Below are 22,825 nucleotides of genomic sequence, written 5' to 3'. Positions count from 1 at the left end.
CCCGCGCCCAACCCCCAAAACATGGAGACTGACCAATGCCCGTCCTGACGGAACCGCCCAGCATGGGCGATGTCCTCAAATATGAGGTCAACCCGAACTACACCCGCGAAGTGGTCACGCTGCTGCAAGGCATGCCCTATCCGGTCGGCTCGGTGCTCGGCCAGATCACCGCCAGCGGCAAGTATAAGCTGGCGACCAGCGGCGGCGCTGATGGTGCGCAGACCGCCACGGCCGTCTTGCTCCACGCCGTCGACGCCACCCTTGCTGATGCCAGCGGCATTGTGATCGCGCGCGGGCCCTCGATCGTGTCGCGGGCAGGCCTCGCTTACGACGTCACCGTCGATGACAGCGCCAAGATCACCACCAAGATCGGCCAGCTTGCCGCCGTCGGCATTATCGCCCGCGACGGCGTCTGATCCCGAACCAGCCCAGCGCATCCACATCTATCCCTTTTTCCCTCCGGAGCCCCCAATGACCCTTGTCCGCAATCCCTTTGACGCTGGCGGCTATTCGCTGGCCGAGATGACGCAGGCCATCAATATCCTGCCCAACCTCTACACCCGCCTTGGCCGGATCGGCCTCTTCCGCTTCGAAGGCGTCAGCCAGCGGTCGGTGATCATCGAGCAATACGAGGGTGTGCTGAACCTGCTGCCCTCGGTACCGCTGGGCGGCCCCGCCACGGTCGGCACCCGCGAAGGGCGTGCCATGCGCAGCTTTGCCCTGCCATGGATCCCGCATGACGACGTGATCCTGCCGGGCGACATCCAGGGAAGCCCGGCGCTGGGCGTCTTCGATGCGGCCGATCCACTGGTTGAGGTGATGAACCGCAAGCTGCAGCTGATGCGCCGCAAGCACGCCCAGACCCGCGAGTACATGGAGATGAATGCGCTGCGCGGGATCGTCAAAGACGGGGCCGGGACAACACTCTACGATTACTTCACCGAGTTCGGGCTTGCGCAAATCTCGGTGGACTTCCTGCTCGGCACTGCGGGCACCAATGTGCAGGGCAAGGTCCGCGAGGTGCTGCGCGCGGTGGAAGACAACCTGCTGGGCGAGGCGATGTCCTCGGTCCATGCGCTGGTCAGCCGCGAGTTCTTCGACAAGCTCATCTCGCACCCGAAGACCGAGGAGGCCTACAAGTTCTACGCGGCCACCGGAGCCCAGCCGCTGCGCGAGGATATGCGCCGCAACTTCCCCTTCGCAGGCATCGTGTTCGAGGAGTATTCGGGCACCGTCACGCTTTCAACCAACGCCAGCGAACGGCTGGTTCCGGCCAGCGAAGGCATCGCGTTCCCGCTTGGCACGATGGACACCTTCACCACCTATGGCGGCCCGGCCAACCTGCTGGAAGCGGCCAACACCATGGGCCTGCCGCTCTACGCCCGCCAGCATCTGGACGAGAAAGGCCGCTGGATCGATCTCATGACAGAAGCCTCGATCCTGCCGGTGAACAAACGGCCGCGCATCGCGATCCGCCTGCACACCTCGAACTGACCGGCGCGTCATGAATGTCTTTGCCGCCGCTATGGACCGGATCTTCGCCAACCCGTCCATGGCGGTGGTCGCATTGTGGATGTCCGCCGTCACCTCAGACGAACGCACGATCCGGGTGATCCGCCGCGCCCCGGATCGTATCACCGAGTTTGGCGCGGCCCAGTTTCTCAGTGACACGATGGTGCTGGATGTACGGGTTTCCGACCTGCCTGATCCCCGCCCGGGCGATCTGATCGTGATCGGCACTGACAGTTTCACGATCCAGGGAGAGCCTGTGCGTGACAGCGACCGCCTGATCTGGACGCTGGACCTGCGGCCGTCATGAAGCTGAAGCTCGACATTGATCCGGACATCGTGGCGATGATGGCAGCGGAGGTTGCGGCAGGCGAACGCGCTGTGTCTGCTGCTATGCGCGAGGCCGGGACCGGGCTGAAATCCGACTGGCGGTTGCAGATCACCGGTGCGGGAATGGGGCGACGGCTTGCGAACTCGATCCGGAACCAGAATTTTCCGAGGGCGGGCGAAAGCCTCGACGCAGCCGCTCTGGTCTGGTCCAAGGCGCCGGTCATCGTGGGAGCGCACGACACTGGCCCGCTGATCCGCTCGAAGGACGGGTTCTGGCTGGCGATCCCAACGCCCGCTGCTGGGAAAAGCCGCAAAGGCGGGCGCATCACGCCCCTTGAGTGGGAGCGCCGCACCGGTCTGCGCCTGCGCTATGTCTATCGTCGAAGAGGGCCGAGCCTGCTCGTGGCCGAAGGACGGTTGAACACCAAGGGCCGGGCCGTGGCGTCCAGGTCCAAGACCGGGCGCGGCGTGGCAACGGTGCCGATCTTTCTATTGGTGCCGCAGGTGAAGCTGCCCAAGCGGCTCGATCTGGCGCGGGATGCAGCGCGGGCGCATGACGCCGTGCCGGGGTTGATCGTGGCGAATTGGGTGGCGGCGGGTCGACAAGGGCGCAAAACTTAGCCGCGGTCTGGCTTCTGGTCCAGTTAGCAGGATTGCCCGGTCCCAGCATTCCAGTTGCTTTCGGCGACAGCCTCGCTACAAACTGAAACGATGAACCAACAGACGCCCATCCACGAGTTCGTTGGGGTTGGCCTATATTCTGTGGCCGATGCTGCGAAGCTTTTGAAGGCACCTCCGCGGAACTTGCGGCGGTGGTTGGACGGTTACGACTACAAGAACAAGAAAAATGACGAAGTTCGGCATGTTCCTCCGCTTTGGAAGCCGGATATTCCCAAGATCGACGATGACATCGAGCTGAGCTTTCGCGACCTGATTGAGCTTCGCTTTGTGCGGGCTTTTCTTGAGAAGGGAATCGGACTGAAGGCCGTTCGGAACTGCATGGACTATGCTCAACAGTGCATCCAAACGGATAGACCTTTTTCGTCTGGTCGTTTCCGGACCGATGGACGAACAATTTTCTTGGAGAGCCTAGAGGCCGCAGGCGAGCCGAAATTACTTGACCTCAAGCAGAAACAGTACGTTTTCAAGCAAGTGGTCGAGCAAAGTTTCAAAGATCTGGATCTGGAGGGCGACATTGTCGCGCGCTGGCGGCCCTATCGAAGCAAAGACAGTATCGTGGTGGACCCAACCCGATCCTTTGGTCAGCCAGTAGCCTCCGCTTCAGGAGTGCCGACGATTGTGTTGGCCGAAGCCGTGAAGGCCGAGGGCTCAATTTCCCGCGTCGCAGCAATGTATGAAGTCGACAAGTCCGTTGTACAGGATGCGGTCCGGTTCCATGAGGAGCTTTTGGCCGCTTGAAGGTGATGGTTGATGAAAACCTCCCCCCAGCAATGGCGAAGGCACTCGCGGCCCTTTTCGCTGGCAAGCACGAAATAATTCACTTGAGACAAAAGTTTGGCCCTGGGGTAAAAGACACCGAATGGATCGCCTCTTTGAATTCAGAGGGCCACTGGATCATTATTTCTGCTGACCGGCGGATTGCCAAGAACAAGGCCGAACAACAAGCGTTCAAAGGGTCGAAGTTGGTTGGCTTCTTCCTTGCGCCAGGCCTTCAGAGGGCCAAGCTGACCAAGCAAATGGAGCGGCTGATGGCGCTCTGGGAAACTATCGAGAAACAGGCAGAGCTGGTTGGTGGCGGTGCAATGTTCGAAATTCCGATGAAAAGCACCAAGCTCAACCAGATCTGATAGACCAGATAGATCAGACCACACTCTTTGTTCCGCTCTGATGGGCCTAGCACACCGAGACCCAGTGCGGCGGTGATTTTGCGTGGAGAAAGCTAGAATGCCCACACCTCGCGAAACCATCCTCACCGCGTTGCGCGCGCGGCTCTCGGCGCTGCCTGCTACGGCCCTGCGCGGCGAGGTGCTGCCCGAGCGCGTGCCGAGCGATGGCCTGCTGATCCTGCGCGATGGCGAGCCGGGGGAGCCCGAAGTCACGCTCTCGCCGTTGCGCTACCACTACCAGCACCGTGCCGAGATCGAAGCGGTCGTGCAGGGCACGGACCGTGACGCCGCCTTCGACACGCTGACCGCCAGTATTGGGCTAGCAATTGCAGCGGACCGCACGCTGGGCGGCCTCTGCGACTGGGTCGAGGCGGAGGCACCGCGCCCGGTCGATCTGCCAATCGAGGGCGCGGCCAGTCTGAAGGCTGCCGTCATTTCGGTGGTGCTGCATTATTCAACGGCCGACCCGCTGGCCTGATCCCGACAATCCAAGGAGAACACAATGGCACGAGCCCAAGGGGCGCGGGCGCAGATGGCGCTTGCGTTCGAGACGAGTTATGGAACGCCGCCGGTGGGCGGGTTCACCAAGATGCCCTTTGCCAGCACCTCGCTCGGCGCGGAGCAACCGCTGCTGAACTCGGAACTGCTTGGCTACGGCCGCGATCCGCTGGCCCCGATCAAGGATGCGGTGACGGCCGATGGCGATGTCGTTGTGCCGCTCGATGCCGAGGCGTTCGGCTTCTGGCTGAAGGCAGCCTTCGGCGATCCTGATACAACCGGCACCGGCCCCTGGACCCATGAGTTTCAGTCGGGGGCGTGGACGCTACCCAGCATGTCCATCGAGACCGGCATGCCAGAGGTGCCGCGCTATGCGGTGTATTCCGGATGCGTTCTCGACCAGATCAACTGGCAGATGCAGCGTTCAGGGCTGCTCACTGCGACGGCCCGGCTGGTGGCGCAGGGCGAGACCGTGGGCACGACGACGATCGCAGGCACGCCAGCCGCTCTCGAACTGAAGCGCTTCGGCCATTTCAACGGAGCGATCACCCGGAACGGCACCGCGCTCGGCAATGTGGTCTCGGCCGACATCACCTATGCCAACAACCTCGACCGGATCGAGACCATCCGCTCGGACGGGCGCATTGATGGGGCAGACCCATCCATCGCGGCTTTGACTGGCTCGATCGAGGTTCGGTTCTCAGACCAGATGCTGGTGACGCAGGCGGTCAATGGCGATCCCTGCGAGCTTGAGTTCGCCTGGGGGCTGCCCTCTGGCGCGAGCTTTACCTTCACGGTGCATGCAGTCTACCTGCCGCGCCCGCGGATCGAGATTTCCGGGCCGCAGGGCGTTCAGGCAACCTTCGACTGGCAGGCGGCGCGCAACAGCACAGTTGGCCGGATGTGCACCGCAACCCTTGTGAATGATGTGGAGACGTACTGATGCTCACGCTCGATCTGACGAACGCACCGCGCTGGCATGATCTGGCGCCCGGGGTGCAAGTACAGCTTCGCCCGCTGACCACGGCGCTGATGGTGGCGACGCGCAGCGATCCCGTTGTGGAGGCAGTGCCCGAGGACGCTACCGACGAGGAGCGCGCCGTCGCCTTCGCCAAGGCGCTGGCGCGGCGGGCCATTATCTCATGGGAGGGCATCGGCGACGCAGACGGCAATCCTATCGAGCCGGGTCCGGACGCAATCGAGGCACTTCTCGACCTCTGGCCGATCTTCGAGGCCTTCCAGCTGAGCTACGTGTCCAAGGGTCTGCTGCTGGAACAGGAAAAAAACGTCTCCGCGCTCTCGCCGAATGGTCCTTCGGCGGGGGCGAGCGCTACTGCCAAGCGTGCGAATCGACCTGCGAAGACTGCCCGGCGCGGCTGAACCAGCCACTCACGCATGACGGTTGGCAGGTCTGGGACCTAGTAGGCCGCCTCGGCGGTCAGTTGCGCGTGCTGCCCGGCGCGGTGATCGGCTGGGATCTGAACGCGGCACTCGCGCTCGGCGACGCGCTGGGCATCCCGCCCGTCGCAATGGCCGAATTGCTGCCCGTCATCGAGGCGGTGATGGTGGCCAAACTCAACGAACAGATGGAACATTCCCATGGCTGAAAAACGCGTTTCTGTCCGCCTTGCTGCGGTCGGCGGACGGCAGGTGCGCGCCGAGCTGGAAGGCGTCGGCGAAGCGGGGTCGCGCGGCTTCGGGCGGCTCAGCCGCGAGATGGAAGCGGCCAACGCCCGGCTCGCGGCCTTCTCGCGGCGGGTCAAAGTCGCTGCCGCCGCGGCCGTTGCCGCCGCTGCGGCTGCCGGCGTCGCGATGGTTCGCTCCGGGCTTCAAACCGTCGATGCGCAGGCCAAGCTTGCGCAATCTCTGGGCACAACGGTCGCCTCGATCCAGGCCCTCGAGCGCGCGGGAGAGCTTGCGGGCGTGTCAATGTCCGGCATTGAGCAGGCGACGAAGGACCTGACGCGCCGTCTCAGTCAGGCAGCCGCCGGGACCGGGCCCGCCGCAGACGCGCTGGACCGGCTTGGCCTGTCTGCCACCGATCTGATTGCCCTGCCGCTGGATCAGCGCGTCGGCGCCATCAATGCCGCTATCGAGAGCTTCGTGCCAGCCGCCGAACGTGCCGCGGTCGCCGGCCAGCTCTTCGGCGAGGAAGGCTCCATCGCCATGAGCCGGATCGACACCGCAGCGCTGCGTCAGGCAACAGAGGATGTGCGCGCCTTCGGGGTGGTCGTGTCGGAGCAAGACGCGGATCAGATCGAGCGCAGCAATGATGCGATCTCACGGCTTGGCCTGATCTGGCGGGGTCTCTCGAACCAGCTGGCGGTTGCGGCAGCCCCCGCGCTCGAAGCGGTCGCGAATGCCATGGCCGCCATGGCCAGTCGGACAGGCCCTCTCGGCAGCGCCATTCGCGGCCTTTTCGACAATATAGGTCGCCTGACCACCTACGCGGCCACGTTTGCGGCCTTCCTGGCCGGACGTTGGGTGGCCAGCATGGCGGCTGCAGCCCTTTCCGTGCGCGGGCTCGCCACGGCCCTGGTGGTCATGCGCGGTGCGCTCATTCGCACCGGGATCGGCGCCCTGATCGTGGGCGCGGGCGAGCTCGTCTATTGGTTTACCCGGCTGGCCTCCGGTGCTGGCGACTTCGGCGAGGCCATGCGGCTTCTACGGGACGTCGCCGTCGAGGTCTGGGACCGGATCAGAATGGGGGCATCTGCGGCCGGGGCCAGTGCCACGGCGATGTTCCATGACCTCAAGGCCGATGCCGCGTCGAGCATGGCCAACGCAATCCAGAGCGTGGTGGGCTTTGGGAATACAGTCGCCAATACCTTCGAGGGCGCGCTTCTTGCCATCAAAGAGATCTGGTCACGCTTGCCGGACGTGATCGGGGATCTGGTATTCTCCGCCGCCAACCGCATGCTGGGCGGGATCGAGGCCATGCTGAATGGCGCGATCCGGCGGATCGATGCCTTCACCGGCAAGCTTCGGGGCGCGCTGGCCGCTGTCGGGATCGAGACCACCTTCGGAGAGATTGGCGATATCAGCCTCGGCGATATTGCAAATCCCTTTGCAGGGGCCTCGGCTGATGCAGGCACGGCAGCGGCCGAGGCTTTCCGCAAGGCGTTCGAGGAGAGTCCGCTCACGGCGCCGGATCTTGGGCTGGAGGCGATCGCGGCCAAAGCGCTTGGCACCGCCAACACCTACCGGCAGGCGGCAACGGATCTGGCCACCGCGGCCAAGGCCCCGCTTTCGTCCTGGGCTGCGTTGCGCGATGCCGTTGCGGCAGCTGGTAATGAGGGTGCCGCCGCGCTGGAGGCAACAAGCGTCTCTGCGGATCGCGTGAGCGCAGCACTTGCGCAAACCAGCAACCAGGCCGCCAACACGGGCGGCGCCGCGCGCCAGGCCGGAGCTCAGGCTGCCGCAGGCGCAGAAGAAGCCGCAACCGGCTGGCGCGCCGTTGCCGAGGCGCTCTCGGGCTATGCCCGCACTGCGATGGAGTGGGGCAAGGGTCTCGGCGAGACCCTCACGGCCTCCTTCCGCGGCGCTGAAACCGCCTTTCGCAGCTTCGTCGAGACCGGCAAGTTCGACTTCAAGGGGCTGGTGCGCTCGATACTGGCCGATCTTGCCGTGCTCTCGTTCAAACGCGCCGTTCTCGGCCCGCTTACAACAGCGCTATCGGGCATCTTTGGCGGTGGGTCCGTAACCGCGGCCGTGTCACATGCAGGTGGCATTGTCGGAATGTCCGGCCACCCGCGGCGGGTTCCGGCGCTCGCCTTCGCCGGGGCGCCGCGCATGCATGCCGGCGGTTGGGCCGGTCTTCGCCCGGATGAGGTGCCAACCATCCTGCAGCGGGGTGAGCGGGTGCTGAACCGGCGCGAGGCGGCACACTACAGCGGGGCGGGCACGGCTGCACCCGGCATCACACTCAACATTGACGCGCGCGGCGCGCAGGCGGGCGTGGCCGAGCAGATCGATGCCCGGCTTCGGGCTGCGATGCCGGAGATCGCACGGATCGCGAAGGAAAGCGTCGCGGATGGCCGGCGCAGGGGGCAAGTGATCTGATGACGATCCCGGTTCTGCCACTGACGCTCGTGTCTTCGCTCGAGCGACGCCTTGTCACGTCCGTTGCTGAGGCGCGGTCCCCCTTTACCGGAACATCCCAGATCCAGGACTGGGGCGCGTCCTGGTGGGAGTACCAGATCGAGATGGCCATAACGCAGGGCGCCAATGCGCGCCGTCTCTCGGCCTTCTTCACAGCCCTCGGCGGTTTGCGCGGCCGGTTCCTCTTTCCGGACCCGTCGATCGAAGTGCCGCCTGGCTCGGGCGATCCTTATGTCACCGAAGCGCAGGGCTCAGGGGCGTCGACATTGCAAACGGCCGGCTGGACACTGGCTTTGCGTGCTGGTGATTTCTTCCAGCTGGGCTCGGGCGTCACGACGCGGCTCTATCAATTGACGGAGGATGTCGCGCCGCTGGGCAGTGAGGCAACTCTGCAGTTCGTGCCGTCCCTGCGCGCGGCCGTTCAGCTTGGCACGCCCATCGGGCTGGACGCCCCATCGGTCCTGCTGCGGCTGACAGCCCCGGTGCCGACCGTCATCAGCCGAGCCGACCAGCACCGGTTCACGATCTCCGCCCGAGAAGCTCTTTAACCGCAAGGTCCTCTGACATGAGCCGCGACATTACTGCTTCCTTTGCCACGGCGCTGGCGGATCAGAGCCTGCGCCCGGTGATCTTCTTCGAGGGTCAGTTCGCCAGTGGCTGGGTGCGGATCTGGTCCGGGCTGGGCGAGGTCAGCTGGAACAGCCAGAGCTGGGCTGGCGCCGGATCGCTCTTAGGCCTCGGCTCCTTGGAGGAAACCGGCGAGGTTGTGGCGGGCGGCACGGCCGTGTCGCTGTCGGGCGTGCCGCTGGATCTCGTGCAGATGGCGATAGAGGAGGCGCGGCAAGGGCTGCCCGGCCGGATCTGGCTGGGGCTTCTGGGCGAGGACGGCAGCATTATCGCCGATCCGGTCCAGGCCTTCTCCGGCCGCCTCGATGTGCCCGAGATCAAGGACGATGCCGAGACCTGCACGATCACGATCAGCTACGAGAGCCGGCTCATCGATCTGACCGTGGCGCGCACCTGGCGCTATACGCATGAAAGTCAGCAGGTGCTTTATCCGGGCGATCTTGGGTTCGAATACGTGACCGCGATCCAGGACAGGGAAGTTACCTGGGGGCGGGGATGACCGGCCTTTTAAATCAGGACTGATGGGTGTTTTTGATCGAGTTCATCCTCAAAAGCTGAGGATATTGAGCCCGGCACCTTCCCTGCATGTTCGCAATGCTGGGCCGATCCTCCGAACAATCCTTGGCGATGATGTCGAGCGCCGTCGGCAGCGCCGTGTTCGCACCGACGAGTTCGACGAACCGCTGCTTTGAGTATCGTCCAAACCGACCGCAAACGGGGCAACTGATCTCGACCGTCTCGAATGGAAAATCAAAAGCGCGCATGCCGAAGGATTGGCCCGCCGCGAGTCTCCAGACAAGGATAAAAGATGCATCGCATCGAGCACTGGGAACGCCGCCTTGTAGCGGCGATCGATACTGCACGTGCCACCCCCTTTGCCTGGGGCATTCATGACTGCCCGACCTTCGCGTTTCAAACGCGGGCAATCCTGACTGGTGGGGAGGATGTGGCCGCGCTCTGGCGCGGGCGCTACGCCACGGCGCTCGGTGGCCAGCGCGTCATGCGCCGCCTCGGCTGGGGCTCGCTCGAGGACATGGGCCGGGCCTTGCTCGGCACGCCCCGCCCAGCAGTGCTCCTGGCACAGCGCGGCGACATTGTTCTAGCTGACACCGGCCTTGGCTTCGGTATCTGCACCGGGGCCTCGGCCGTTGGCATGGCGCCAGAGGGTCTCGTGGCTGTGCCGCTCACCTCCTGCTGGCTTGGCTGGCCAATCTGATACTGGAACCTATCGATGCCCTTCATCGTCACAGCCGTCACCGCGATCGCGGGGGCGATCAGCGGCGTGCTGGCCGCAGGCGGGATTGGCGCGGCGCTGATCAGGATCGGCGGCACGCTCCTTCTGTCCTACGCCTCGCAAGCCCTGATGCCCAAGCCGAAGGCCACGCTGCAGCCCCGCACGGTCACGATCCGCGAGCCCGTCGTGCCACGCGATCTTGTCTATGGCCGCACGCGCAAGGGTGGGGTCATCGTCTTTCTGCATTCCTCGGGAGCAGGCAACACATTCCTCGATCTGGTGATCGTGCTGGCGACACATCGCGTCAAATCCATCGGCGCCGTTTACTTCGAGGGGGAAATGGCCCTCGATGCTGCCGGGGTGGCCCAGGGCCGCTGGACCGGCAAGGTCCTCAACGAGAAGCAAACGGGCGATGCCGACCAGGCGGCCTTCCCTGGGCTGAAGGCTGCGCTTCCGGACAAATGGACGGAAGACCACCGGCTCCGGGGCTGTGCGGCCATCCGGCTGAGGCTCACCTATGACCAGAATGCCTTTCCGGGCGGCATTCCGAACATCACGGTCGATATCGAGGGCAAGAACGATATCCGGGATCCGCGCACGCAAAAAGCGGGCTATTCCGAAAACCCCGCGCTCTGCCTTGCCGACTACATGGCGAACAGCACCTGGGGCATCGGGGCCGGGATCGGAGCCCCTGACGGGATCGATGAGCCGGCGCTCGTCGAGGCCGCCAATATCTGCGACGAGACCGTGCCGCTGGCGGGTGGCGGGACGGAGCCACGCTATGCCTGCAACGGGGTGATCTCACTTTCCGAGGCCCCGAAAACGGTCATCGAAGGGATGCTCTCATCCTTTGCCGGGCGCTGTGCCTTCTCGGGCGGGTCCTGGCGGATCCATGCCGGGGCCTGGCGCGCGCCTGATGTGGCGCTCACGTCGGATCATGTCCGGGTCGGCGGCCTGACGCTGGCCACGCGGGTGACCATGTCGATGAGCTTCAATGGCGTGCGGGGCCAGTTCGTCAGCCCCGAGAACAACTGGCAACCCGATGACTTTCCGGCCTATGCCTCGGACGTCTATCTTGCGGAGGATGGCGGCGAGCAGAAATGGCGCGACATCTCGCTGCCCTTCACGATCTCGGCTGCGATGGCGCAGCGGCTTGCCAAGATAGAGCTGGAACGCGCGCGGCGGCAAATGACGGTGCGGCTTTCGGGCAAGCTCTCGGCCTGGGCTGCCACCGTCGGCGATGTGGTCACGCTCTCTTACGCCCGCTGGGGTTTTGACGCCAAACCCTTCGAGGTCCATGGCGTCAGCCTGGATATCACCGCTTCGAATGATACGGCGCAGCTCCTGCCAGAGCTGGTGCTGCGCGAGACCTCGCCGCTGGTTTATGACTGGTCGGCCTCGGAGGAGCAGGTATATGCGGCCGCCCCCAGAACATCCCTGCCGAATGCGCATGATATCCCTGCGCCGGGCGCGCCGCAGATCGCGGAGGATCTCTATATCACGCGGGATGGCGGCGGCCTCAAGGTTCTGGCGCGGATCTCCTGGGAGCCGGCTCCCTCGGGCATCGTTGCCGATTACCGGCTCGAGGCCCGGCAGGTCGGCGAGGCTGCCTGGAGGGATTACGGGCGCACCGACGGGCTGAGCCTCGAGATCCGCGACATCGCGCCGGGGGATTGGGAGTTCCGCGTCAAGGCCGTCTCGGTTCTGGGCGTGTCCTCCTCCTGGCAGGAAAGGACTGCGGAGATCCTGGGACTGGCGTCGCCGCCGGCGCAGCTCGGCAATGTCACGCTGCAGACGGCCGGAGGCCTTGCGATCCTCAAATGGACGCGGTCAGCCGATCCCGATGTTCGGGTGGGCGGCAATATCGTGATCCGGCACTCCAAAGAGGCGACGGCCACCTGGGCGGACAGCTATTCGATGGACCGGGTCTCGGGTGGCGAGGCCATCGCGGTGGTTCCGCTGAAGCCGGGCACTTACCTTCTGCGCGCCGAGGACAGTGGTGGGCGCGCGGGTCCCGAGACGCGGGTATCGACCAAGGGCGCGCAGGTAATTGCCTTCTCCACCCTGGCGTATCTGCAGGCCGATCCAGGATTTATGGGCGAAAAGAGCGGTCTGCAGGTGGCGGGCTCGAGCCTCACACTGGCAACGGCCACGGATGCAAGCGGCGCCGCGCAGGTCACGGCGATGGAGGGGCAGTACGACTTTGCCGCGGGGCTCGATCTCGGGGCGGTGAAGCGCGTCCGGCTGCGCTCCGAGATCGGTGTTGCCGCGCTCGCGCTCAACGACCTGATCGATGCGCGCACGGGGCTGATGGACACATGGGCCGACTTTGACGGCGCTGCCGGAGCCGAGATCGATGTGCTCTTCGAGATCCGAGAAACCGATGACGACCCCGGCACCAGCCCCAGCTGGGGGACATGGGGCCGACTCGACAATCATGAAGTCGAAGCGCGCGCGATTGAGGCGCGGGCATATCTGACGACGAAGGATGCGTCCTACACGCCCATCGTCTCACAATTGCGGCTCTATGCCGACGAGGTGGCTTAATGTCCCAAACACCCAGTTTTGTCATCGCGAACGATGCAGGCGCGGCCGTTCGCGCCCGGATCAACGAGGTAATCGAAGCGCTGCACTCAACGAACGCGGGAGCGTCGCCGCCCGCGGCCACGGTGGCCGGTATGCTCTGGGCCGACCTCTCCGTCTCGCCGCCGGTGCTGCGGCGGCGCAATGCCACCAATACCGGCTGGGATGCGCTGCTAGATACGTCAGGCAACCTCGCGGGGCTGGCGAATGTAGCCGTGGCGCGCAGCAATCTCGGGCTCGGCAGCATGGCCACCAAATCGGCGGCGACCTATGATGCCACGATCGCGGAAAAGGCGGCTCTGGCGGGGGCCACCTTTACCGGCGTGGTGACCGCGCCGAACTTCGTCTCCTCCTCGGACGCGCGGCTGAAATCTGACGTCGAGACCATCGCGGATGCGCTTGCGCTGGTCTCAGGCCTGCGCGGCGTGCGCTTTACCATGGATGGCGCACGGCAGATCGGGGTCGTCGCCCAGGAGATTGAAGCGGTTCTGCCGGAGGTCGTGCACGAAGATGCGGGCGGCCAGCTCTCCGTCGCCTATGGCAATATCACCGGCCTTCTGATCGAGGCCATCAAGGAACTCGCCGACGAGGTCGAGCACCTGAAACGCGATCGCTCCGCAGGAGGGTCTCATGGCCTATAAGGTTGGAAGCACCACAATCATCGACGACAGCGGACAGATCGACTGGTCGCGGATCGTCAATGCGCCGGCCTCCGACACTCTGGCTGTCATTGCGGCGGCAAGCGCGGGCGGCGTCGGGACCTATGTCTTTGCCACGAGCACGTCTGCCTCGGATGCCGCTTTTGGTGCGACACGCGCCGGCAGCGCGCTGACCCCCACCAGCGCCGCCAGCAGGTTCGCCGATAGCGGCGCCCCGGCACAGGCCTTCACCCCGGGTGCGGCCCTTTCGGGGACATGGCGCTGCATGGGCCTCTACGATCACGTGGTCCAGGTATCCCAGAGCATGGGCGGCGGACAATTTGCCACCTACACGATGTATGGGGCCACTCTCTGGCTGAGGATCGCATGATGGATATCCGAAACCCCGTCTACACGGCGACCAGCGCCATCGACTGCGAGGTCGCGCACCCAGAGCTGGGCTGGATCCCCTTCACCGCATCGCCGCAGGATATCGAAGCACACGGGCGCGATATCTATGCCGCCGCCCGGCAGATGGGTCCGGCCGACCATGTCGCGCCAAAGGGCCCTTCGCCCGAAGACATTCTGGCCGCCGAGCGCGCCGGGATGCGTCTGAGCTTCAGCCAGTTGCTGATCGGGCTGGTGGCAGAGGGTTGGCTCAGCGAGCCGGAAGGCGAGGCCTGGCTCGCAGGCCAGCTTCCAGCGGCCGTCAGCGCCCTCATCGAGACCTTGCCGGCAGAGCAGCGGTTCGCGGCTCGGGCGCGCGCGCTCAGACCATCGGTGGTCGAACGGATGGATCCACTCGTGATCCTGCTCGCCAGCGCGCAGCAAAGAGGCGCAGATGAGCTCGACGTCTTCTTCCGCAGCTATGCGCTCATATGAACACCGGAGGCCTCGGGCAAACCACGGGTGCGGCTGGCTGTATCGCATCCCATCAAACGCGCTTCCGGATCCCTTGCGACCGTTGGAAAGGAGAAGGAGCCTCTGATGACACCACCGCGCTCTGATCAGGAGTTCGTGCGCATGCCGGATGCGGAGTTCGAGGCGATCCTGGCACGCGCGGCCGAGGAAGGCGCCAGGCGCGCGCTGGCCGATGTCGGGCTCGACGGCGACGAGGCCGCGCTCGACATCCGTGATTTGCGGTCGCTGCTCGACTGCATTCGGCTGGTGCGGCGCACCGCCATGCAGACCGCCGTGCGCATGATCACCACTGGCGTGATGCTGGCCCTGCTGGCCGGGATCGCCCTGAAGCTCAAGATCTTCGGCGGCAGTCCATAGCGGCACCTCATCCCAATTCATCTGCCCAACCGCACCCGCCCATGTGGCGGTTTTTTTTGTTTTGGAGGACCCATGACCACGACCTTCTATCGCCATTGGCGAGATGTGCCGGATGGCACCTGGCGCTGGCCCAACTTCTCGCCCGCCGAAATTGCCTGCCGCGGCACGGGCAAGCTGCTGATCAACGAACCTGCGCTGGACACGCTGCAGGCGCTGCGCGACCGGTTGGGCAAGCCGTTGATCGTCCGCTCCGCCTATCGCAGCCCGGAGCATAACCGTGCTGTCGGTGGCGCTACGCGCTCGAAGCATATGGATGGGTCCGCCTTCGACATCGCCATGTCGAATCACGATCCGGTCGCGTTCGAGGCGGCGGCGCGGGAGGTCGGGTTCCTCGGCTTTGGCTTCTATCCGCGCTCAGGTTTCATGCATGTTGATACCGGGCCCGCGCGTTTCTGGGGCGAGCCATTCCCCGCACGCGCCAATTCCTTCGTGGCCGAGGTGCCGCCCGCACGTGAGGTCCTGGCGGAAAGCCGCACCCTGAAAGGCGGCGGTGCGGCTGGGGTGGCGACCATCGGCGCGGCAGGGGTGGAAGTGGCGCAGGATGTCCTCACTGAGACCCAGTCTGCCATCCTGCCGCTGGTGCCCTACCTCGACACCCTGCGCTGGGTGTTCATCGCGCTGGCGCTCGGTGGGATCGCTGTAGCGATCCACGCGAGGGTCGACGACTGGAAACGGGGACAGAGGTGATGGGCTTCATCACCGCGATCCTCGCCAGCGGCCCGGCGCGCAAGGCGCTGGGCCTGCTTTTGGCCGCCATCACCATCGCCCTGTTCCTGCTCAGCTTCCGCCGCACCGGTGAGCGCACGGGACGGCTGGTGGAACGCTTGCAGACATCGGAGAAGACCCATGAAATCCACCGCCAGATGCTCGACGCTGCCAGCCGTCGCCCTGCTGACCGCGATGCTCTGGCTCGGCGCCTGCGCGATGGACGGCTCTAGCGGGCCGTCATCCTGCCCGCCCGTGGTAGACTACAGCGCTGCCGAACAGTCGCGCGCCGCTGCCGACGTGGATGCGCTACCCGAAGGCGCAATGATCGTTCGGATGCTGAGTGATTACGCCGTCCTGCGTGATCAGGCGCGGGCGTGCGGGTGAAGATCGGGCCTGGCAAGTGCCCAGCGGGAAGCGCCTGACGCCTCGACCGCAATGTCACGCCCGGCCCGTTTCACGGATTCACGGTTTCAAAGAACGGCAGCGAGTCGCTGCTTGGACATGATGGCATGCGACCTCGCCCTCTGTCGCGCACGGAAAAGGGCACAATTGTGCACTCGATGTCAGGGCCGTTTTCGGCGCCTCGACTTGACGGCGGCGGGCCGTTCTGTGGTCGAAATCTTCGCTTTACCAATACAGGTTGGATAGCGAACGCAGCCGAGGAACCCCCCGTATCTACCGCTGCGCTCGACCAGCCAGCCATCTTTGCATTCAGGACAGGTCGGATAACTGGCAGCGCAACCACATCGCACCTCGTTCGTTTCCTCCGCTTGGCGTGGTAGAGCGGTGCTGCAGGACGGGCATGCAGGAAGCAGGTTTCCGCAATGCTGGACATGCTCACAACGATACCAGATGCGACTGTCCTTCCCCGTCACTCCCAGCAACCGTCCGCCACATTCTCCGCAAACATGGACTTCCGGTTCCGCATCGGGCACCGCAACTATGCCGTAGGCGGGATCCTTCCTGAGTTCGGTGACAAAGGACGATGGGCGCACGTGCGAGGCGAGAAACGTCAGGGTATGGCGGGCTCGTGTCATTGCGACATACATGACGCGCCGTTCTTCCGCGTTCTGAAATGCCTCTTCTTCCGGTGAGACCAAGGAAAGAAGGGGGTCGTCAACGATCTCCGAAGGAAATCCGATCCGACCGCTGTCGGCATTCAAGAGGATCACGTGATCGGCTTGCAGGCCTTTCGACGCGTGAATGGTCTTGAAGGTGATATGCAGCTGCGGGAATCGGCGCCGCAACTCGTGCATGCGAGGTTCATTGAAACGGTACCGACCAAGCAGCAGCACACTTGCTGGCTTGGGGTCCTTGTTCGGCCGTTCCGACAATGCGGCGAGGACGTCAGACAGCTTTCGCTCTTCCTCGGCGCGCGGCACGGCCACGATACTGATGGACGGTTCTGTTGCTGTTCCGGCCGGAATGACCTGCTTCTCAATCTGGGCAGGGTTGCGAAGCACGAAGGTTCTTGCCGCGAAAGCGATCTGGTCGACAGAACGAAAGGTTCGACCGAGATCAACTGTTCTGTGCACGCCCGACTCGTCGCCGAAGCTGCCACCGAATTCGGCCCCAAAATAGCGCATCAGATGAATGTCGGACCCGGCAAAGCGAAAGATCGACTGCCAGTCATCGCCGACGGCGAAGATGCGCACGTCCGAATGCTGGGACTTCAGCGCCTTTACCAGCCTCGCACGGCTTTGCGAGATGTCCTGGAATTCGTCGATCAGAATGTGGCGGAACGGGCTGAGGTAGCGGCCGGTCTCGGCGTATTGCGCGGCGCGAAGGATCATGTCCTCAAAGTCGATCCGGCCCTCGAGTCGCTTCTGGTATTCCTCGAAGACCGGCGCGAACACGTCCAGGAACGCCTTGGCCCGCTTGCCAAGCTTCATCCGTTCGGATTTGGTTTCGCAGTCGGCGAGGCTGTAACCACCACTTTTGAACTTGCGAAGGAAGGTCCCCAGCAGCTTCGAGAAGTCATCGACCTGTTTGAGCTCGACGATCTGGTCATAGATAGTATCGGCCGGGCGGGGCTTAAGGGTCACATGCGGGGCCAGCTTTTCCGCAAGGCCTGTCAGCAAACGCCCCTCCTGCCGCTCGTAGCTGTATGTCTCGATCAGGGTGGTCTCATGATCGGCGTGGACCTGACGCTTCCATTCCATGCCAGCCAAATATGCGTCGCGCTCGACAAACGGTGCCGTGACCAGCCGTTCGCTGCCACCAGCCGCTTTCTGGCGGCGCACACCGAAATGCTCGATGTATATGCCGCTTTCAGTCAGGCGGAAATCCGGCTGGTAGTCGCGCCTGCCGGTTTCGGGAATCTTGTGCTCGTAGACAGGTTCGTACTCGTATTCGACGCCATTTTCATAAAGCCAGTTGGCGATCTGGAGCTCTTCGTAGCTTTTAACCTTTTCGCCCTGCAGCGTTCGCAGGTCCTGGCTTTCCATGTGGGTGTAGAACTCGTGCTTGGTCTGGAAATCCCATTCGGTCTTCGGTTCGACCAGGAAATGCGCGAAAAACTGGATGATCGCCTTCGATACGTCTGACAGCCTGTGGACCAAGTCCCTCAGGATCTGCTTGATCAGATTGCTAAAGGCCATGTCGTCGGTGGCATGATCGGCTAGAGCGGGCTTTGACCCTTCAACGATGCCGATGATGTCATAGGCAATGGCATGGAACGTCCGCGCGACGATTGGCACGCCTGACCGTGCCTCGACCCGTTCCGACATCTCCTCCGCCGCGTTCTTCGCGAATGCCAACAGCAGGATCTCCTCCGGCTCGCGAATGCCCGCCTTAACCAAATATGCGGCCTTTGCCGTGATGACGCTAGTCTTGCCCGAACCCGCTCCAGCCAGCACCAACGTCGCATCTTCATCCACGACGACCGACAGCCGCTGTTCTGGCGAGAGCGGTTTTGTTTCAATAGTATCAAAGAATGCCCCCCATCGAACCAGTTCCGCATCCACAAATGTGCGGATCGCCGTCTCTCTCGCAGACTTGGGATCTGCTACAAAGTCTCTGATCGCCTGAACCCTGCTGCGGTTGGCGACCCCAAGGGCCTCTGGTCGAAGTTTCGACAAGAGAGAGCCATCAAGTGCTCTTGCATCCGTGAATATCGGCGACAGGCGGCACGCCGAAGGATAGCGGCGGGGCGCTTTCAATTCTTCGATTGCTGAAAGCAAACGGTGGACCCGGGCGGTTTCGCCTTCCAAAGCGCGGATGTTGAAATGGATCCAAGCATCCTGAACGGCTTTCGCAAACGCAGTTGTTTCGGAAAACCGAGCCCCACGCAGGATCATCTCGAACTGCCCGCTGGTTTTGATCGTGATCGTTGTGCCTAGGAGGCCTTTGCGCACTGTCGGCGGCGTAATAACCGAGCCAAGCGAAACGACGGTGCCACGCCCAGCCGCATGCAGATCATCGCCGCGGAGCTCAAGTCCGCGCGCAGTCGAGCCCCAAGGGTTCAAGATTAATCCCAATAAGGGCATTTGTTGCAAACGAATCAATGAGGTAACCTGCGTTCATGGAGCTAGCCCAGTTGCGCCTCTCCTCTGCAGATGGGCAACCCATAGAAATTACAGCTTATGTGCGCGCAATGGCGGGCAGGAATCTAACATGCTAGCTGTTCCAAGATTACCACTACGCAGAACGGGTTGTGGGCGCATGCCATAAGGCGGGATGCCGAATGGGAAAGGTTGGGTGTTATGCTCAGCAAACTGATGGGAGCAGAATAGATGGCGCGATACACAGGAGACCACACTAGCAAGATATATGAAGCTGCAGTCTTATTTCGCGCCGACTGTCTTTTGCGCAATGGCTCTCTGCTGTTCGGCGACGCATCTGTGTGGCGTCCCGACGTTCTGGAACAAATTCACAAAGCCTTCGTCGCGACCCCGGACGAAGGCGACCGGACGTTTACCGACAAATTCAAAGACCAAGTCGGCAAAGCAGGGCAGGATGTGTCACGTTTAGCTGGCGAAATCTTGAGTGTGTACTTCCTCTTTCCGTCCAGTGTTGGTGGCATTCGCAAGCGACAGCTCGTGAACGAAGTTCTCAGCTGGGGCGACGATACTTTACCGGAATCCCACCTTGTATCGGGCGCTTTCACCAATGGCATTGGCAGTGGGGGCCAAGGCTACAACACCCGTCGGCCGTTTGAGATCGCATTTCTGATTGAACTCGCCATCGCATGGAAGAAGCTTCCAAAGGATCGACAGGCAGTGGTGGCGACTGATCCGTGGCTCTTCCAAGAGCTCGTGGATAGCATTGATGAGGCCGATTCAAGGCAACTCCGGCACATGCTTCTTCACCTTTTCTTCCCTGATCACTTCGAGCGCATTGCCAGCGGCAATCACAAGCGCAGGGTCATCAGGGCTTTCTCCGGGTTAGTCACTACCGAACCCGATAATGATGATCGGGAAATCTTGGCAATACGGCAAGAGCTCGAAAAACTGCTGCCCAAAAAGTCGCTCGACTTTTACCGGTCGCCACTTGTCGAGGCTTGGTACGATGAAAGCGAGGGCGCAACTGACGCTGCACCGCTGGAAATCATCCAGCATAAGAAACAAATCGTCCTCTACGGCCCACCAGGGACTGGCAAAACATTCCGCGCCAAGAAGCTTGCTGAGCGCGTCATCCGATCTGCAGCATTGAACCAAATGGGCCCCGCCAGGTATTTCCAGTCGCAATCAGCCATAGACGTGGCCATCCGCGACAACGTGCATCGACTACAGCTGCACCCGGCTTACAGCTACGAAGAATTCATTCGCGCCCTCCACATTTCAAGTGATGGTGGTACAGAATATCGAGCTGGCTACCTTCCAAAACTGATCGAGAACATTGAGCAGCAACCTAGTTCGCAGCGACTTCCCCACGTCCTGATTCTCGACGAAATGAACCGCACGGATCTGAGTCGGATGCTTGGCGAATGCTTCTCCCTGCTTGAGGATCGCAATCAGACGATTGAACTTCCAGCACACAACAGGGATGGGTCTGCAATGAAGCTGAGCATCCCTGACGATTTGTTCGTGATCGGCACAATGAACCTAATTGACCAATCTATTGAGCAAATTGACTTCGCGCTACGCCGCCGCTTCCTGTGGCTGCTGTGCCCGTTCGACACCGAAGCACTGCTCAATGCCGCTGAAACAAATTGGGGAAACTTGAAGTCTGGCTTGGACTGGAAACGCATCGAACCAGATTTCCGCAAATTGGCTGCAGCAGCAGCGGCTCTGAATCAGGAGATCCACGACAGCCCGTTGCTCGGCGCACAATACGAGATTGGGCACACTTATTTGCTCGATTCAGTCGTGTTCTTGCGCAATTTCCTCGGCGCCCGGCCGACACGCAAACAGAACTACCTTTGGAATAAAAAGGGCGATGCTTTGGAGCCAGTTCTACAGATATGGAACCTTTCCCTTCGCCCATTGCTCGAGCAGTACCTCGCCGGACTGGATGCGTCCGCACGAAATGCTGAGCTAGACCGACTGTCGAAGATTCTCCTCAAGCCATCGGTGACCGTGTGAAGCTTGTAGCGCGCGACTGTTCGCCACTCACCCCCCAACCAAATGCTGCCGAAGCCAATTGGCTCCGTAAGCTAGCAACCAATGTCGAAGCCTCTGATTTCGTTATTCCCATTTCTGGTGACCGGGACGAGGATGAGCCCGTTGTTTACTCCTCTTGGGACGGGACTTGGTGGGCCGGACGATACGTCGGGTCGATCTCCTTTGAGGGGCATAGCCTAAATATTGAACCCCGTTTTGGGATGGCTGCTCTGAGGAGCTGGCTTTTCGAGGCAACGTCGGTCGTTCTGACCGAAACACCGGGTAAACTACGCGAAGACGAGTCATTTATCGCTCAACTTTTGGCATCTGTTTGGGCTCACGGGTTCGTCGATGCTGCGCGACATGGGCTGCCGGCACTTCGCCGAGAAGTTTCCACAAAAGGCACGACGATCAGGGGTCGGCTTGATATTTCTGCGTCATTGCGCTTGATCGCTACGGGCAGCGGGCAAGTGGTTTCCATACAGTCAGAGAGGTCGTTGGATCACGCAGCGTCCGATGCGATTGTCGCCGCATACGAGGTTCTACGACGCTGGCTCGGGGTTCCTGATGAAATGTGGCTACCAGCGCGTGCAAAGGAACTCCTTATCCACCTCATGTCTGTCACCGGGTCTAGACCACGCGTCCCTACGAAGGCTGAACTCGAACGGATACGCTATACGCCAATTACGGCTGGCTTTGCGCCTATTGCTGAGTTGTCGCGGCAAATTGCAAATCGAAGGGGCCTAGCCGCAGACATTGATGCGATAGGCGAAACCAAAGGGGTTCTGCTTGACGTTGCGGAATTGTGGGAGATGTACGTCCTCAGCGTGTTGCGGAAGGCGTCCACACCACTGACCGTTGCTCACGGCACCCGCGAGAAGCTAACAACCAAGAAGCTGCTCTCCAGCGATGTCTCAGGCCAAGGTATGAGCACGCTGATACCCGACGCCATCCTTTTCGCAGGCCCTGTGATAAGGGGTGTGGTTGATGCCAAGTACAAATCACTTCACCCGACTGCAAATTCGCCAAATGGTCCGCAGCGCGAAGACTTGTACCAGATGGCGGCTTACTTAGGTCGTTTTCAAGCGCCGGTCGGAATGAATACTTGGGGTCTCTTGGCCTATCCTTTCGATCCATCAAGGCCAGTCGTGCCCCATGCCGAGCAGAACAGCCCATGGAGCCTCGAAGATGGGAAAAGGATCGGCTTCGCCACGTTGCCCCACTACCCTGCCGACGCTGTAGCAAAGTTACGTGGCTTGCTCACACAAGTTGTAAGGCCCGCCACGGAAACTGCGACAGCCTAGTATTCCCATTTGCACTTGCTGATCCGCATCGCCGTCGCCTTCCGCCTGGATCGGTGACTGGAAACGGGGGGCAAAGGTGATGGGCTGGATCGCCGCGATCCTCGCCAGCGGCCCGGCGCGCAAGGCGCTGGATCTGCTTTTTGCCGCCACTGCCTTCACCCCTGTTCATCCTGAATGCGCAAGATCGGGATGGTCATCGGAAAAGGGGCGGAAGGTGATCATAGCACGATGCTGCCACGGGATTTTTGGCGGGGCCAGTTGTAAAGCGATGGGCGGTCTAATCCGGTCACGTGCTCTGGCTGATAATGAGTCGCGCTTCTTTGCACGCGAATGCAGGCCACTGCGTGCTGGTGCGGTTTTTCTGGTACGGTGTTGATGTGGCGTTGATGTAGATTGCAAACGCAAAAGCCCGACTGATTAGGTCTGGCTTTAAGCGTTTGATATCGCGTAGTTTTTTGGTTGCGGGAGTAGGATTTGAACCTACGACCTTCAGGTTATGAGCCAAAGTTTCAGCGATCCCAATAACTTATTAAATTCCATCACTTACGCGTTAAGTCTTTGATTT

26 protein-coding genes are annotated in these 22,825 nt (G+C 62.3%); 24 read left to right on the top strand and 2 right to left on the bottom strand.

Annotated features, from left to right (window positions below; translation table 11 throughout):
• Positions 1-35: 35 nt before the first annotated feature.
• The 13 genes from V8352_RS16810 (at position 36) to V8352_RS16750 (ending at position 9,411) form a co-directional block, all read left to right on the top strand.
• A complete protein-coding gene (locus V8352_RS16810; RefSeq protein ID WP_336425459.1) occupies positions 36-416 on the top strand; it encodes a head decoration protein in 381 nt (126 codons plus the stop codon).
• Positions 417-471: 55 nt separating this feature from the next.
• Positions 472-1,494: a major capsid protein gene (locus V8352_RS16805; protein WP_336425458.1), complete on the top strand. Its 1,023-nt coding sequence runs from the start codon at positions 472-474 to the stop codon at positions 1,492-1,494.
• 10 nt (positions 1,495-1,504) lie between these two features.
• The gene (locus tag V8352_RS16800) at positions 1,505-1,819 is read left to right on the top strand and encodes a head-tail joining protein (protein WP_336425457.1); all 315 of its coding nucleotides are present in this window, start codon (positions 1,505-1,507) and stop codon (positions 1,817-1,819) included.
• Complete coding sequence (locus tag V8352_RS16795; protein ID WP_336425456.1) at positions 1,816-2,460, top strand: DUF6441 family protein; 645 nt, start codon at positions 1,816-1,818, stop codon at positions 2,458-2,460. Before V8352_RS16800 ends, V8352_RS16795 begins: the two co-directional genes overlap by 4 nt.
• A 90-nt stretch (positions 2,461-2,550) precedes the next feature.
• Complete coding sequence (locus V8352_RS16790) at positions 2,551-3,258, top strand: hypothetical protein (RefSeq protein ID WP_336425455.1); 708 nt, start codon at positions 2,551-2,553, stop codon at positions 3,256-3,258.
• Between the two features lie 5 nt (positions 3,259-3,263).
• Positions 3,264-3,647, top strand: coding sequence for a hypothetical protein (locus tag V8352_RS16785; protein WP_336425481.1), 384 nt, complete (start codon positions 3,264-3,266; stop codon positions 3,645-3,647).
• A gap of 97 nt (positions 3,648-3,744) precedes the next feature.
• The gene (locus V8352_RS16780) at positions 3,745-4,164 is read left to right on the top strand and encodes an acyl-CoA transferase (protein ID WP_336425454.1); all 420 of its coding nucleotides are present in this window, start codon (positions 3,745-3,747) and stop codon (positions 4,162-4,164) included.
• A 24-nt stretch (positions 4,165-4,188) separates the two neighbouring features.
• Entirely contained in the window at positions 4,189-5,127 is a 939-nt protein-coding gene (locus tag V8352_RS16775; RefSeq protein WP_336425453.1) for a phage tail tube protein, read from the top strand.
• The gene (locus V8352_RS16770) at positions 5,127-5,564 is read left to right on the top strand and encodes a hypothetical protein (protein ID WP_336425452.1); all 438 of its coding nucleotides are present in this window, start codon (positions 5,127-5,129) and stop codon (positions 5,562-5,564) included. The genes V8352_RS16775 and V8352_RS16770 overlap by 1 nt, the downstream gene beginning before the upstream one ends.
• A 68-nt stretch (positions 5,565-5,632) precedes the next feature.
• Entirely contained in the window at positions 5,633-5,791 is a 159-nt protein-coding gene (locus V8352_RS16765; protein WP_442971058.1) for a DUF7697 family protein, read from the top strand.
• Positions 5,784-8,246 carry a phage tail tape measure C-terminal domain-containing protein gene (locus V8352_RS16760; RefSeq protein ID WP_336425451.1) on the top strand — a complete coding sequence of 821 codons (2,463 nt, stop codon included), beginning with the start codon at positions 5,784-5,786 and terminating at the stop codon, positions 8,244-8,246. Before V8352_RS16765 ends, V8352_RS16760 begins: the two co-directional genes overlap by 8 nt.
• Positions 8,246-8,833 carry a hypothetical protein gene (locus V8352_RS16755; RefSeq protein WP_336425450.1) on the top strand — a complete coding sequence of 196 codons (588 nt, stop codon included), beginning with the start codon at positions 8,246-8,248 and terminating at the stop codon, positions 8,831-8,833. The genes V8352_RS16760 and V8352_RS16755 overlap by 1 nt, the downstream gene beginning before the upstream one ends.
• Positions 8,834-8,850: 17 nt before the next feature.
• Positions 8,851-9,411, top strand: a complete 561-nt coding sequence (locus V8352_RS16750) for a hypothetical protein (protein ID WP_336425449.1) — start codon at positions 8,851-8,853, stop codon at positions 9,409-9,411.
• A gap of 13 nt (positions 9,412-9,424) precedes the next feature.
• Here V8352_RS16750 and V8352_RS16745 read toward each other — a convergent pair whose 3' ends face one another.
• A complete protein-coding gene (locus V8352_RS16745; RefSeq protein WP_336425448.1) occupies positions 9,425-9,676 on the bottom strand; it encodes a hypothetical protein in 252 nt (83 codons plus the stop codon).
• A gap of 44 nt (positions 9,677-9,720) precedes the next feature.
• Here V8352_RS16745 and V8352_RS16740 point away from each other — a divergent pair, with 44 nt between their 5' ends.
• The 9 genes from V8352_RS16740 (at position 9,721) to V8352_RS16700 (ending at position 15,797) form a co-directional block, all read left to right on the top strand.
• Positions 9,721-10,128 (top strand): DUF6950 family protein, encoded by a 408-nt coding sequence (locus V8352_RS16740; RefSeq protein ID WP_336425447.1) that lies wholly within the window; start codon positions 9,721-9,723, stop codon positions 10,126-10,128.
• 15 nt (positions 10,129-10,143) lie between these two features.
• Positions 10,144-12,693: a phage tail protein gene (locus tag V8352_RS16735; protein WP_336425446.1), complete on the top strand. Its 2,550-nt coding sequence runs from the start codon at positions 10,144-10,146 to the stop codon at positions 12,691-12,693.
• Complete coding sequence (locus V8352_RS16730; RefSeq protein WP_336425445.1) at positions 12,693-13,370, top strand: tail fiber domain-containing protein; 678 nt, start codon at positions 12,693-12,695, stop codon at positions 13,368-13,370. Before V8352_RS16735 ends, V8352_RS16730 begins: the two co-directional genes overlap by 1 nt.
• Complete coding sequence (locus V8352_RS16725) at positions 13,360-13,758, top strand: hypothetical protein (RefSeq protein ID WP_336425444.1); 399 nt, start codon at positions 13,360-13,362, stop codon at positions 13,756-13,758. The genes V8352_RS16730 and V8352_RS16725 overlap by 11 nt, the downstream gene beginning before the upstream one ends.
• Positions 13,758-14,249, top strand: coding sequence for a hypothetical protein (locus tag V8352_RS16720; protein WP_336425443.1), 492 nt, complete (start codon positions 13,758-13,760; stop codon positions 14,247-14,249). The genes V8352_RS16725 and V8352_RS16720 overlap by 1 nt, the downstream gene beginning before the upstream one ends.
• Positions 14,250-14,354: 105 nt before the next feature.
• Positions 14,355-14,645 carry a DUF6127 family protein gene (locus tag V8352_RS16715; RefSeq protein ID WP_336425442.1) on the top strand — a complete coding sequence of 97 codons (291 nt, stop codon included), beginning with the start codon at positions 14,355-14,357 and terminating at the stop codon, positions 14,643-14,645.
• A gap of 72 nt (positions 14,646-14,717) precedes the next feature.
• Positions 14,718-15,392, top strand: coding sequence for a YcbK family protein (locus V8352_RS16710; RefSeq protein WP_336425441.1), 675 nt, complete (start codon positions 14,718-14,720; stop codon positions 15,390-15,392).
• Positions 15,392-15,643 carry a hypothetical protein gene (locus V8352_RS16705; protein WP_336425440.1) on the top strand — a complete coding sequence of 84 codons (252 nt, stop codon included), beginning with the start codon at positions 15,392-15,394 and terminating at the stop codon, positions 15,641-15,643. Before V8352_RS16710 ends, V8352_RS16705 begins: the two co-directional genes overlap by 1 nt.
• 22 nt (positions 15,644-15,665) lie before the next feature.
• A complete protein-coding gene (locus tag V8352_RS16700; RefSeq protein WP_336425439.1) occupies positions 15,666-15,797 on the top strand; it encodes a hypothetical protein in 132 nt (43 codons plus the stop codon).
• A 179-nt stretch (positions 15,798-15,976) separates the two neighbouring features.
• Here the strand turns inward: V8352_RS16700 and V8352_RS16695 are convergent, their stop codons facing one another.
• A complete protein-coding gene (locus V8352_RS16695) occupies positions 15,977-18,712 on the bottom strand; it encodes a UvrD-helicase domain-containing protein (RefSeq protein WP_442971057.1) in 2,736 nt (911 codons plus the stop codon).
• Positions 18,713-19,147: 435 nt separating this feature from the next.
• Between V8352_RS16695 and V8352_RS16690 the strand changes: the two genes are divergently transcribed.
• Together V8352_RS16690 and V8352_RS16685 are read left to right on the top strand one after the other, a co-directional pair.
• Entirely contained in the window at positions 19,148-20,938 is a 1,791-nt protein-coding gene (locus tag V8352_RS16690) for an AAA family ATPase (RefSeq protein ID WP_336425437.1), read from the top strand.
• On the top strand, positions 20,935-22,260 hold the full coding sequence (locus V8352_RS16685; protein WP_336425436.1) for a 5-methylcytosine restriction system specificity protein McrC: 1,326 nt from the start codon (positions 20,935-20,937) through the stop codon (positions 22,258-22,260). Before V8352_RS16690 ends, V8352_RS16685 begins: the two co-directional genes overlap by 4 nt.
• Positions 22,261-22,825 lie beyond the last annotated feature (565 nt).

This window comes from Roseovarius sp. D0-M9 (assembly GCF_037083805.1).
Taxonomy (GTDB): Bacteria; Pseudomonadota; Alphaproteobacteria; order Rhodobacterales; family Rhodobacteraceae; genus Roseovarius.
Note: the sequence above shows the minus strand (reverse complement) of the source record. Positions and strands in the feature narration are given on the sequence as shown.

What these genes read in the sequence shown, in the direction of transcription:
- V8352_RS16775 (WP_336425453.1), top strand. Translation starts at nt 4,189, where the DNA reads ATGGCACGAGCCCAAGGGGCGCGGGCGCAGATGGCGCTTGCGTTCGAG.
- V8352_RS16755 (WP_336425450.1), top strand. Translation starts at nt 8,246, where the DNA reads ATGACGATCCCGGTTCTGCCACTGACGCTCGTGTCTTCGCTCGAGCGA.
- V8352_RS16710 (WP_336425441.1), top strand. Translation starts at nt 14,718, where the DNA reads ATGACCACGACCTTCTATCGCCATTGGCGAGATGTGCCGGATGGCACC.
- V8352_RS16795 (WP_336425456.1), top strand. Translation starts at nt 1,816, where the DNA reads ATGAAGCTGAAGCTCGACATTGATCCGGACATCGTGGCGATGATGGCA.
- V8352_RS16785 (WP_336425481.1), top strand. Translation starts at nt 3,264, where the DNA reads ATGGTTGATGAAAACCTCCCCCCAGCAATGGCGAAGGCACTCGCGGCC.
- V8352_RS16770 (WP_336425452.1), top strand. Translation starts at nt 5,127, where the DNA reads ATGCTCACGCTCGATCTGACGAACGCACCGCGCTGGCATGATCTGGCG.
- V8352_RS16760 (WP_336425451.1), top strand. Translation starts at nt 5,784, where the DNA reads ATGGCTGAAAAACGCGTTTCTGTCCGCCTTGCTGCGGTCGGCGGACGG.
- V8352_RS16720 (WP_336425443.1), top strand. Translation starts at nt 13,758, where the DNA reads ATGGATATCCGAAACCCCGTCTACACGGCGACCAGCGCCATCGACTGC.
- V8352_RS16790 (WP_336425455.1), top strand. Translation starts at nt 2,551, where the DNA reads ATGAACCAACAGACGCCCATCCACGAGTTCGTTGGGGTTGGCCTATAT.
- V8352_RS16715 (WP_336425442.1), top strand. Translation starts at nt 14,355, where the DNA reads ATGACACCACCGCGCTCTGATCAGGAGTTCGTGCGCATGCCGGATGCG.
- V8352_RS16805 (WP_336425458.1), top strand. Translation starts at nt 472, where the DNA reads ATGACCCTTGTCCGCAATCCCTTTGACGCTGGCGGCTATTCGCTGGCC.
- V8352_RS16800 (WP_336425457.1), top strand. Translation starts at nt 1,505, where the DNA reads ATGAATGTCTTTGCCGCCGCTATGGACCGGATCTTCGCCAACCCGTCC.
- V8352_RS16695 (WP_442971057.1), bottom strand. Translation starts at nt 18,712, where the DNA reads ATGATCCTGCGTGGGGCTCGGTTTTCCGAAACAACTGCGTTTGCGAAA.
- V8352_RS16735 (WP_336425446.1), top strand. Translation starts at nt 10,144, where the DNA reads ATGCCCTTCATCGTCACAGCCGTCACCGCGATCGCGGGGGCGATCAGC.
- V8352_RS16740 (WP_336425447.1), top strand. Translation starts at nt 9,721, where the DNA reads ATGCATCGCATCGAGCACTGGGAACGCCGCCTTGTAGCGGCGATCGAT.
- V8352_RS16730 (WP_336425445.1), top strand. Translation starts at nt 12,693, where the DNA reads ATGTCCCAAACACCCAGTTTTGTCATCGCGAACGATGCAGGCGCGGCC.
- V8352_RS16810 (WP_336425459.1), top strand. Translation starts at nt 36, where the DNA reads ATGCCCGTCCTGACGGAACCGCCCAGCATGGGCGATGTCCTCAAATAT.
- V8352_RS16780 (WP_336425454.1), top strand. Translation starts at nt 3,745, where the DNA reads ATGCCCACACCTCGCGAAACCATCCTCACCGCGTTGCGCGCGCGGCTC.
- V8352_RS16690 (WP_336425437.1), top strand. Translation starts at nt 19,148, where the DNA reads ATGGCGCGATACACAGGAGACCACACTAGCAAGATATATGAAGCTGCA.
- V8352_RS16745 (WP_336425448.1), bottom strand. Translation starts at nt 9,676, where the DNA reads ATGCGCGCTTTTGATTTTCCATTCGAGACGGTCGAGATCAGTTGCCCC.
- V8352_RS16750 (WP_336425449.1), top strand. Translation starts at nt 8,851, where the DNA reads ATGAGCCGCGACATTACTGCTTCCTTTGCCACGGCGCTGGCGGATCAG.
- V8352_RS16725 (WP_336425444.1), top strand. Translation starts at nt 13,360, where the DNA reads ATGGCCTATAAGGTTGGAAGCACCACAATCATCGACGACAGCGGACAG.
- V8352_RS16705 (WP_336425440.1), top strand. Translation starts at nt 15,392, where the DNA reads ATGGGCTTCATCACCGCGATCCTCGCCAGCGGCCCGGCGCGCAAGGCG.